Annotated in this window: 7 protein-coding genes and 2 pseudogenes; 1 reads left to right on the forward strand and 8 read right to left on the reverse strand. The window is 46.4% G+C overall.

What is annotated here, in order from left to right; translation table 11 throughout:
- Nucleotides 1-52: 52 nt before the first annotated feature.
- A complete protein-coding gene (locus JO375_RS04595; protein ID WP_229523347.1) occupies nucleotides 53-376 on the reverse strand; it encodes a DUF3817 domain-containing protein in 324 nt (107 codons plus the stop codon).
- A gap of 150 nt (nucleotides 377-526) precedes the next feature.
- Here JO375_RS04595 and JO375_RS04600 point away from each other — a divergent pair, with 150 nt between their 5' ends.
- The gene (locus JO375_RS04600) at nucleotides 527-1,531 is read left to right on the forward strand and encodes an LLM class flavin-dependent oxidoreductase (protein WP_229523348.1); all 1,005 of its coding nucleotides are present in this window, start codon (nucleotides 527-529) and stop codon (nucleotides 1,529-1,531) included.
- Between the two features lie 319 nt (nucleotides 1,532-1,850).
- Here JO375_RS04600 and JO375_RS04605 read toward each other — a convergent pair whose 3' ends face one another.
- The 7 genes and pseudogenes from JO375_RS04605 to JO375_RS04635 all read right to left on the reverse strand — a co-directional run bounded on the left by JO375_RS04605 (nucleotide 1,851) and on the right by JO375_RS04635 (nucleotide 11,518).
- Nucleotides 1,851-3,353: a cellulase family glycosylhydrolase gene (locus JO375_RS04605; protein WP_229523349.1), complete on the reverse strand. Its 1,503-nt coding sequence runs from the start codon at nucleotides 3,351-3,353 to the stop codon at nucleotides 1,851-1,853.
- A 417-nt stretch (nucleotides 3,354-3,770) separates the two neighbouring features.
- Nucleotides 3,771-4,022, reverse strand: coding sequence for a hypothetical protein (locus JO375_RS04610; RefSeq protein WP_229523350.1), 252 nt, complete (start codon nucleotides 4,020-4,022; stop codon nucleotides 3,771-3,773).
- Between the two features lie 191 nt (nucleotides 4,023-4,213).
- Nucleotides 4,214-4,546 (reverse strand): annotated as a pseudogene (locus tag JO375_RS04615) (ATP-dependent Clp protease proteolytic subunit); the annotation flags it as partial.
- Nucleotides 4,536-4,793, reverse strand: coding sequence for a hypothetical protein (locus JO375_RS04620; protein ID WP_229523351.1), 258 nt, complete (start codon nucleotides 4,791-4,793; stop codon nucleotides 4,536-4,538). The pseudogene JO375_RS04615 and the gene JO375_RS04620, both read right to left, overlap by 11 nt.
- Before the next feature lie 158 nt (nucleotides 4,794-4,951).
- A pseudogene (locus JO375_RS04625) lies at nucleotides 4,952-5,125 on the reverse strand (SMI1/KNR4 family protein); the annotation flags it as partial.
- 194 nt (nucleotides 5,126-5,319) lie between these two features.
- Nucleotides 5,320-5,853, reverse strand: coding sequence for a SecY-interacting protein Syd (locus JO375_RS04630; protein WP_229523352.1), 534 nt, complete (start codon nucleotides 5,851-5,853; stop codon nucleotides 5,320-5,322).
- A gap of 4 nt (nucleotides 5,854-5,857) precedes the next feature.
- The gene (locus tag JO375_RS04635) at nucleotides 5,858-11,518 is read right to left on the reverse strand and encodes an RHS repeat-associated core domain-containing protein (RefSeq protein WP_229523353.1); all 5,661 of its coding nucleotides are present in this window, start codon (nucleotides 11,516-11,518) and stop codon (nucleotides 5,858-5,860) included.
- Between the last annotated feature and the right edge of the window lie 11 nt (nucleotides 11,519-11,529).

Raw genomic sequence — 11,529 nt, forward strand, 5'->3', positions numbered from 1 at the left:
TTGCTCTTGCAGGCAAAATCCACGATGCCGTTCGCCAAATGCACTTTCAATGTTACGATGCAGCTCGCTGTTCGGCTGCCGAGTCTCCTGTCCATTTACGCACCCATACCCAATCCATAAGGATCAGACCAAACGGAATGAAGGATGCAAACATAATAAATAAAGGCCGCCGGATGGGCCAATGCAATGCTGTTTTGCCATAGATCAATGCGACAAGAAGGAGCAGAAAGCTCACCCGGTATATATTGCCAATCACCATAACCGCCTGGGTCAAACCTGAAGCTTGCAGCGGCTGGTGAGTGAATAGTATCGCCAAATACGCTAGCGCTTGAATCCAGAGCATGAGGCGGACACGCCCCAAAGGTGTTCTTAGCACAAATTCGTTCCCCTCTCCAAAGCAAGGATATTCTCTCATCCTGCATTACTCTTCATTATATCGAAAAGTGGCCTGAACTCCAACCTCCTCATTTTAGGTTTTGACCAAATCAGTTGTGTTTGATACAGTTGTGTATGAGGTGATTGCAAAATGCTTAAACTGGGCATACTGGACCAGTCCCATATTCCTGAAGGCGGTACCGCTTATGATGCATTATCCAATACAACCGATTTAGCGCGTGAAGCTGATCAACTGGGATACAGCCGTTATTGGGCATCTGAGCATCATGCGTCTAAAACACTCGCGCACTCCAGTCCCGAAGTGCTGATTGCGCATCTGGCTGCTCATACCTCACGTATTCGTGTTGGTTCAGGCGGCATTATGCTGCCTCACTACAGCGCGTATAAAGTTTCCGAAAATTTCCGGCTGCTGGAGGCGCTCCATCCGGGACGCATCGATCTGGGATTAGGGCGCGCTCCTGGCGGCTTGCCGCTGGCTACTCGCGCTCTGCAAGAGGGCAAGTACCAAGCGGTCGAACAATATCCGCAGCAGATTCTCGATTTGATCGATTACTTACATGATTCCGTGCCTGACAATCATCGTTTTGCCGGGCTTCATGCCTCTCCGATCATCCCGACGGTTCCCGAAATGTGGCTGCTTGGGTCCAGCGGAGAAAGTGCCAAATTGGCCGCGATGATGGGGGCTTCCTTTGCCTTTGCCCAATTTTTCGGCACGCCGGGCGGTGTAGAAGCTACCGCGCGTTACCATGAGCAATTTCAGCCTTCTATCCTGGGGGATAAGCCCCGTTCCATGGCCGCAGTCACTGTAGTCTGCGCCGAAACGGAAGAAGAAGCCGAGCAATTGGCGTCCAGTGCCAGCTTATATTTCCTTTTGCTCATGCAGGGCAAAGAAATGAGCTCTCTCCCGTCAGTAAAAACAGCAATGTCCTATCCATACACGGAGTATGATCGCGAACGGCTGCGTCAATCTGCTGCTTGGCGTGTGGTTGGTACTCCTGAGCAATGTAAGGAGCAGTTGCTGAGATTGGCTGAACAGTATCGTACCGATGAACTGCTGGTTGTCTCCTCCATTCATGACTTTGATAAGCGTATCCAGTCCTACCGTCTGCTGGCCCAAGCTTTCCATTTGGCATAGACGCAGTTGGCGGATTCGGAGCTTTCCTATACATAAAAACCCCCGCCTGTCTGTATGGCAGTACGGGGGTTCGTTGTTGAGGAATGGTTCATTGGGACCCTATCTTCTGCACTATGGGAGTAATAGAAGTACCACGAAAGTCGAGTGGGACATGGTACTTTAGTAGTATATATATTGGAACCAAAGTGTCCAAGTTTATCCCCTAAAGTTCCAGTACCCATATACCAAAGGCGCATACTCTATACTTCAAATCGCCAAATCATCGCAGCCTGAAGTCCCATATTCTTTAGTTCCAAAGTAATTTAAGATAGCTTGACCTCTAAGGTTGTATACCCCATACCAGCTTGCCCTGATTGTATACAGTAGCATGGTCCCAATCTGCGAATGCAGTTTGGTCCGCACCATACGAATAATCGTTGGCCTCATCAAAATTGCTCCAGTTCACAGCATGGATGCGGGATTTTATTTCTCCGCTTTCCTCACCGGGCTGAATACTTCCTGCTGCATCTGTGAAAGAAATTTCCACATATTTATCAGCCTTGGCCTTCGGATTAGGCAAGGTTACAAAAGTCGCTGTTACCTTTCCATTGCCAATCTTGGCCCAGTCTAAGAAAAACTGCTGTGCTTGTTTGCTTTCATCTGTGTAATAGTAGCGAATTTTCAAATCACTCAGCTTCACAGCTGCTTTGCCTGTGTTTTTGATATTAAATACAGGCCGGATTGCGTTATCCTTATTATTCGTATCAGCGGTACGATATTGCAGTACAATCCCGCTCCCGTCACCATGGTTGCTGGTGTCTTCCAAAATTGCCTGTTTCACAAATTTTCCGGAAGCTGACAATTGTGAGTCAGGCCATCCGCCCTTACGGTCAGCCTCAGGCAGGAGCGCAGCAGAGACTTCCTCTTTGTCGGCTAGCGACCAGTTTGCCCAACTGATTCCGCGGCTGGCCATAAAATCGGTCCATACCTTGGATTCGTTCAGGAACGGGCCACCGTCCCCCGAAGCATCGCTTGTCCCCCATTCGGTAACAAATACGCCCACGCCTTTATTCAGCGCATTATCGATCCGGTCACGCAAATATTGTCCATGTGTGCCCGCATAAAAATGCACAGTGTACATAGTATTTTTGTCTGGCAGTGGATTGTTTGCCGCATCATGTACATCCTGGCTCCATGTGCCTGTTCCTGCAATAATAATATTGTCCGGGTCCTTGGCACGAATGACCTGGGATACCTCTAAGGCATATGGCCGAATTTGGTTGTCCCAGTTCACTTTACCATTCGGCTCATTGGCAAGCTCATAAATTACGTTGGGCAAATGGCCATACTGAGTGGCAAATTCATTAAAGAAGGCTTTAGCTTCATTTTTATAAATGTTCGGATCGCCATCCGATAGAATGTGCCAGTCAATAATGACGTACAAGCCCAGTTTCTGTGCCGCTTCAATCGCTTCCTTCACTTTATCCTTTAATGAAGGATTGGAGATATAACCGTCTTCTTTAGTGTACAATGCAACCCGGAACAAGGAAATGCCCCAATCGTCCCGCAACCATTTCATAGAATCCTCATTGATCAGATCTCCATACCATTGAACTCCATGAGAGCTAATTCCTTTGAGCTGCACGGGCTTCCCGTTTTTATCTACCAGCTTCCCGTTCTTCACTGAAAGTTGTCCATAACGTTCCACAGGAGTCGTTCCAGCAGCTTCTGTCATTTGTGTGTTCCAGTTAAATCCGTTTGTTAACGTTAACAGCAATACCGCAGTTAACATCACTGCAACTTTCTTGGCGATCCTTGGCAGGACCCATTGCCTTTTCATCATTTACACATTCCTTTCTCTTATTAAAGTGTTATCAGTACGTTGTTCTCTGCTCTTTTGCTCCTTCCTTTATATCTAAAAGGATCAGGTCCAAATTCGATGCTACTTACCTGTATATGGATGATACTACTATTATAGTTAATTCCATGTTATATTTCGACTTTATAGTTGAAAATGAATAAAAAGTCACGGTTCTAGGATAATTATGAATTATTTGTTATCATAGCGGGACAAAGGACTTATTTAATCAGTGCGAAATTTGACGAATTTTAGCCGAAATACAAGAAGCTCTTACAGCTTTTATCATTTTTAATCTGAGGATTTCGCAAAATCCTCAACCTAAAAAAAAAAGACTGCAACCCGATGCCCTTGGCTCGGTATAGCAGTCTTGTATATAATCGTATATGTTTTAAATTTCCCTTACCCCTGAGCGGCTGCCTGAGGTGCGTTGGTCGTCTGATCTTTCTTCATATCGCCGCCATCCGTTGCTTGCTCTGTAAGTACAGTCTCAGATGAATTGCCCATGACCTTGTCTATGAGTTGCAACCAAGGTTCTTCACTGCCTCCACAGCTCTCAATATCACCGAGCAAGGAGTCTAGCGTGGTTCCTTCTTCCGGTAAATCAATAACTAAACTGTCTTCGTCAACTTGGATGGTACAGCAGGTTTTCATTGTAAATCCCTCGCTTAATTCTTATTTGAGCATGCACAAAGCAAACTAACTCAGATGGGATACCCCCATAGATTCAGGATAAGCACTTGAATCCGTCTGAAATTATAATCCTATTGCTCATCAATTGCAATGAACAAACCTTGAACTTTTGCAGAAAAAGCGAGGTTTTATATAAAATTTTCAAAAAATAGTTAGATGCTTGTAACAATCCGATCCACTAAGCCATACACTACTGCCTCTTCAGCCGTAAGGAAGTGGTCTCTGTCCGTATCTTTTTCCACCCGTTCCAGCGGCAATCCTGTATGGTCGGCCAAAATACGGTTGAGCTGTTGTCGGCTTTTGATCAGACGCTCGGCATAGATCAGTACATCGGAAGCCTGTCCCTTGGCTCCCCCCAGCGGCTGGTGGATCATAATCTCACTGTTGGGTAATGCCATTCGCTTGCCTTTTGTGCCCCCGGTCAGTAAAATCGTGCCAAAGCTCGCTGCCATGCCTGTGCAGATCGTCGATATATCATTTTTCACAATGCTTCGCATGCTTCAACAACTGCTGAATCTCTTCGCTAATCTGAAAATCGGTACATCCTGATCGCTGCAACTCTTCCGCCTGTTCACGCAATTGCCTTGCTTGCTGAAAGTAACCACGAATTTCATCCATAAGCTGTTCGTATGCTGCCCGAGCCTGGGCAATAGACCTCACTTCTTTTTCTGCTTCCTGTGCTAGTTTCTGGTTCTTCAACCCCTCTGCCACTACCTGTTCACGTTTTGCCATTCGTTTCGTCCTCCTTTGGTTTTGTGCATGCAAAAAAGCTCATTCCTACTCATGGTTCAAGTTGGAAAGAGCTTTTGAAAGTTTATCAAGTGTTTGAATTGTTTAGTGTTTGGTTTGTTGGTTATATTGTACGACCCTGCTACTAAGATGTAAACATTTTATTCTTCAGCGTCTTCATATAAATTATCAAGAAACTCAAAAATATCATTCGCAAGAAAGTACATATTACTCATATCCTCGGAGTCTTCAGGCTCTTCCTCATGATCCCAAAAATAAATAGTTTCATTGTAGGGCTCTTTTGTTCCTAAGCATATGACGTTACCACCAGGGTCATGAATAAAGTATTTTCAGATGCGTTCGTTCCAAATTTGTTATTACCATCTTCTCTGCCTTCACCGTTCGGTTAAAGGCATCGTAACGTACAAAAAATAGTTTATATTAAACCAGTTACTTTCCTCTATACTAAAAAACTGTAGAACAGGAAATTCCTGAACTACAGTTTTCTTCCTTATAAATGTGTATACAATTATTCATTAAATCTTAATTCATCAATTAATTCTTCCAGACTTGAATGTATTTCTTCATATGTTGCTCTTTCATAATCTTCAAGATAAACTTTTCCATTTGAATTATCAATAACTAATAATAAACCATTAGATTCTATGCCGATAGGAATATACCGAAGCTCTCCCCCATGTTCTTGACGGTAATCTATTATTTTTTTTATGAACCTAGTAGGCTCAATATTAGGTATCACAGGATTTAAATTAACATTGTACTCCTTAATCCAGCCAGACAATTGAAAAAAATAATAAGAGTTAAAATATGCTTTTACCGACTCGTTCAAACTGAAATTAAGCTTTTGCTCAATTACTTTAAAATCGTATATTTCCTCTTTATCCACTGGAAGCCATGAAACATAGCCCTCTTCATCCTTTTCTCCTACGTATAACTTATTCCCAGCCTCTTCAATCCAAGATGTTTGAGGTAACGTTTCATTGAACTCTTTCCACTTGTATATATATCTATTAAAATATTCACTCATCGAGTCTTTTAACATTTAACTATTCTCCTTTATCTAGCAGTCTCTGTAACATTTCTGCATAAGCTGAGTCATTCCCCCAAACACCCGCACGCTTCTCTCCATTGTGTATTCCTCCAGAACCAGGATGCAATGGTACTGGAACAGGAACAGCCTGTCCTCCACCTCCTATATGGTGATGAATTAATCCTTCACTTCGTAGTCCTTTCAAATCATATTGAGGAAAGTATGTTCTAAATATATCATCATTTTTAGGCATGGTTGTAAATGGATCTTTACCTTCAATTATTTTTCTATTTTTATCACTGAATGCTTCAGGATGTCTCTCCATTAATTCTTTCCAAAAATATTTATTGTCCCTTAACCATCCTTCAGAATTTGTATCACGCTTTCCTTTTCCTACAAAAGGCATTTCCACCACTAGTCGTGGATCGGCAGTATATATTACATCCAGCTTATCTAAATCCGCATTACGATAAGTTCTAATTGGATGATCCGGGTTTAAATCAGCATCATAACGATTCCCTTTCCACTCACACATGTACCCACTCGGGTCCACGTAGTGGATGGGGTTATTCCCTACATACGCGTATAGATTCAGTCCGTCTCCGCGGTACGTATCTTCCTGCGTAAAGCGGGCAATGGCCGGGTTGTAGAAACGAGCTCGCAGGTAATACTGCTGCGTTACACTGTCCCACGCCTCTCCCGCATAGCGGAAGCGGTTCTCGATCTGCTCTGCCATCGACAGCGTATTCCCGAATGCATCATATTCGTAGCTATTCTGAATTCCGCCCTTACGGTCGGTCAGATGCAGGACATCTCCATGGATGTTATTTACATAATAAGACGGATTCCCTACCTCGTCCACCCGAGCTAGCAGTTCATGTCCTCGTACAAACGAGGCCTGGACTCGGGCTTCCTCATCTAGCTCGTTCACCATATACCAGCCGTCATACACAAATCGACGATGGGTTCCGTTCTCCTCGACTCCATTTCGCAGTCCTTCCGGATCATACAGGTGGCGGATATAGCTACCGTCCGACTTCTCTGCCTTCACCGTTCGGTTAAAGGCATCGTAGGCATATGAGATACTTTCCTGTCCGCTTCGCTCTCGCAGCAGGTTCCCCTGCGCATCATATTCGTAACGCGTCTGCTGTCCTCGCGATCCCGCTTCCTGATCCGAACCTTCACCCAGCGCTTCTTCCAAAACCGACAGCAGGCGATTACGGGAATCGTACGTATAGCTCGCTTTGTGGTCGTTCCACATCCGACTTAACCGATTTCCCACCGCATCATACGATAAACGTTCCATACCCCATCCCGGGTATTCTGCTTCCACCAGTTGCCCTATGGCATCGTAGCGATACTTTGTTCGTTTTCCGTTTTCGTCCCGGGCGATCTGGTGACCGTTGTTATCATATTCATAACGGTGCTGTAGGAGCGGACTTCCGTCTGGCGATTGCGCTAACAGCTTCGAGACATTTCCGTCCTCATCATAGCCGTATGCCATCTCAATACCGTTACCATATAGAATGGAAGCCACACGGTTACCGTGTACGTATCCATACTTCGCCAGCAGTTCTTGATCCTGTCGGATCTCGGAGACACGCCCAACCAGATCATAGCGGTATACCGTAGTCCGTCCCCCCGCATCGGTCTGAGCAATCCGGTTGCCTTCTACATCATACTCATAAGCCAGTATTTTACGGCCCGGACTACGATCTTCTGCCATGTTGTTACTCATCAGGCTGGCAAACGCTGCGCTCATATTCCCGCTGTTGTTCATATATTTGCCCGTCAGCAAACCATCTTCATTGTACGTATAATCATATCGCGTATACTCGTTTGCCGCCGTTTGCAGCAGACCGTCTTCCCGGTACACATAAGTTTCTTCCATGCCACTCGACATCTCACGCCGCTTGATCAACTGGTCATTGAAGTTATATGCATACTCGATGACTTTGCCGTTACGGTCCGTTTGCCGGGCCAAGCGGCCTTCGGTGTCATACTGGTACAGCATCTTCTGCTGGCCCGGGTCTTGTATAGCAGACAGCTTGCCCAAGCTGTTGTAGTCATACTGCGTCGTTTGACCGTTTCCGTCCGTCGAGCTGACGATATTCCCCGCATAGTCGTAGCTGTATTGCTCCGTGCTGCCGTCCGCTTTGTGAAGGGCCGTGATCTTGCCCCAGCCGTCTACGGTATGGCGGGTTAGATGGCCTTCACCATCCCGAATGCCTGTAATGTTGCCTGCCGCATCATAAATATATTCTTGTTTTACGATGCCTTGTCCTGCCTTGGCTGGTGCCAGCACTTGCTTCACTCGGCCACCAAGGGTGTACGTATATTCGACTCCAACACCGCCATCCATTTTGCTGGCCAGTTCACCGAACTCATTATAGCGGCTGCGCTCCATGATCTGCCCATACGGATCAGCCACCTCAATTAACCGGTTCAGGCGGTCATAGGTGAAGGTCATTCCCGGTCCGTCATCGACAGCCGGATCATACTGATTCGGCGTGACTTGCTTCACGATATTGCCTGTCTTGTCATAGAACAGACGGGTCGTACCCCCGCGTTTCCCGATCATGCGGATACGCCGATTCATCGGGTCATACATATAGGTTACCTTGCTACCATTCGTATCCGTCTCTTCGATCACATTCCCCGTGCGGTCGTATTTCAAATAGACGCTGCTGGCCCGGGCATCTTTACCCTCCCGGCGGCTGATCTGAACCATTCGATCTACGGCATCGTAGCTGATCTCGGTTTGATGCCCTTCCGGGGTCACGATCTCGACTACATTGCCGTTACGGTCATAACCGTATGAAGTGACAGCATCCACCAAACCCGGTACGCGATCGGTCAGATCTTCCGCACTCAGCACTTCCACGCGCCGTTGCAGCCATCCGGCTTTGTTATATTCGTAGCGGATGAACCGATCCTTTTGCTCGTTCAGTTTCTGTCTTTCCGACGTTTTCTGGTTCAGACAATCGTACGTATAGCGTATTTCCGCTCCAGTATCATCCGCAATGGCAATTACCCGATGATTACGGTCATAGCTGTAATGAACGCTTTGATAGTTCTCCGCATAACCCGTCTCACTGACATACTCCTGTGTCCGTTTCTCTTCCAGCAGATTTCCGGCTAGATCATAACGGTACAAGGTCAGGCGATACCGAATGGGACCCGTGCTGACAGTTTCTCCCGAGCTTTCTTCCCCGGCTTCCTCCACAGGCTCACGCTTTTCAATTAACCATCCTGCCGTATTATATACATAAAGCGTTCCAAAACGTTCACTATCGTTCGCTCCACGAGCATAGCCTTTGGCATCAATGGCTTTGGCCACACGCCCTGCATGATCATACACGAACCGGCGGCTGACATGACCTTCTGCGTCGGTGATTTGAATCAAACGATTCATGGCATCATATACATACTCAGTGCCCGGCCCATCATCAATCATCGGATCATAATGTTCCGGTGAGATCATTTTGCTCAAATTCCCGACAGCATCGTATTTCATACGAGCGATACCGCCGTCCGGATACATCGCCTTGGTCCTGCGTCCCCGGTGGTCGTACTCGTACTCTGTTCCGGGCCCATCATCTTCCGCGTGGTTATAGTGATTCGGTTCAATCTCTTTTAAAATGTTATCGTTGATATCATACCGGATACGGGATACGTTCTGAGCCAGGTCCGTCATCCGGACCAGACGATCCATCGCATCGTAACGATATTCGGTGCCTTTGCCATTATCTATACGGGCGACATAATCGTTAGGAAGCACTTTTTTGACCAAATTGCCCATCTTATCATAGAACATCAACGTGGTGTTGCCTTCGGCATCTACGATCCGTGTACGCTTGTTCAAATGGTTATATTCGAACTCTACCGTGCCATAGTCCGTGGTAATGCTCATCATCCGCGCGGCCTCATCAAACGTGTATCGGTACTCATTGCCTTCGGCATCTCGTACCCGGGTTGGCGAGTCCGTGTGGCCTGTCTCATACGAATAAACTGTCGTATGACCGAGTGCATCCGTGCTGCTCAATACTCGGCCGTGTGAATCATACGTATAAGAAATGACCGCCTGATTTCCGTCTCCAACGCTGGACTTTTCTTCGATCAGTCTTCCCACAGCGTCATATGTGAACCATTTCTCTATTACGCCGTTAACTGCGATCTGGGTCACGTTATGATCCTGGTCGTATTGACGCTCAGTACGTGTTCCGTCTGGACGTATTTCTTCCAGCAGGCTGCCATAGCGATCATACACCCACTGTGTCGTATGCCCCCCGGTGTCGGTATGACTTGATTTATTTTGGTACGCATCATACGTAAAGGACTCGCGAGTTCCATCACTGTAGATCGTATCCGTCACCAGATCATCGGCATTGTATTCAAATTTCTCTACGGCTCCTGTCGCGTGATACGTAAAAGTAGTTCTCCGCTCCGCATCGTCGTATTCGATATCCGTAACCTGATCGTCTGCGTCCCACTGCCTGATGACCCGGCCATGATGATCATATTGATTTCGGACATACTTATGTCCGTTTTGGTCGGTAATCGTATCTATATACCCTTGGCTGTCATATTCGTATGTGGTGGTTCCACTATTCGGATATGTAACCCGGGTCAGCCAATCCCCCTTGTACTCATACATTACCGTTCTGCCAATGTTATCGGTAATCTGCTGCAGCTTGCCAGCTTCATACGTGAATTTGATTTCTTTTTCGCCTGGCGTGGTCAACTTGTACAGTCCATCATGGTTATAGTGAAGCACGGTCTGGTTCCCGGAACGATCGGTTATACGTAACAGACGACCTTCGAAATCGTACACGTATGCATTACGTTGCAGATCCTGTAATACATACTCCCGCGTTCCGATGTTCTCCGTAAGAGCATATTCCTGCTTGCCTCCCTTCTCGTTAACCCATTGATCATCCTGAAGAATAAAGCTTTCATAGTGTCCGTCTGTACATATGACCAGAATATGATCCTCCACCCGTTGGAGCGAGCTTTCATAGGTAAAAGTAAACCCTTTGCCCGTTGCCCCTGCTACCGGATGAATGGAGTTATACGTACGAACCATCTCAATCGGCGGGCCGATATCATACACTACCAAATCTGTCGCCGTAAAATAAAATCTGCCTTTAACAACATCTACCGGATCTGCGCGTGTAACGAGATTGCCGAGGCTGGATATCGCAGACTTTTTTAAATTGTCGATCGTTAGCGATTCCTTCACATTCCCATGCTTTCGATAGTCATCCGCCATAGAGCCTGCCATATCACCTGCCACTGAGGACAGATAAGAGCCGATCTTTCTATTACCTGCAAAAGAAAATGCTCCTGCTACAAAGCTTCGGGTCAAGTTCGATTTAAGATCTGTTTGTCCGGTATTCATCACATCCTGAACCGTTCCCGCCGCAGCTCCACCTGCTACTAGACGTAAATAGATATTAAGAGCGCCTGTACCGCATTTTACTCCCGTCATAAATTTCCCGGCTACAGTTGCACTGATAAATCCATTACTAAAGCTGCTCATATAGTGTCCAATCAGCGTCTCGCCTGGACGGGCATTTGGATCAAATATAGCCGTAATCCCTGTATTAATTCCGCCACCTATGGAAGGGACGACGAGAGCACTTGCACCTCCAGTGAGAAACGCTACTCCAGCCACTGAAACCGTTA

It is taken from the genome of Paenibacillus farraposensis (genome assembly GCF_020736845.1).
GTDB classification, from domain to species: domain Bacteria; phylum Bacillota; class Bacilli; order Paenibacillales; family Paenibacillaceae; genus Paenibacillus; species Paenibacillus farraposensis.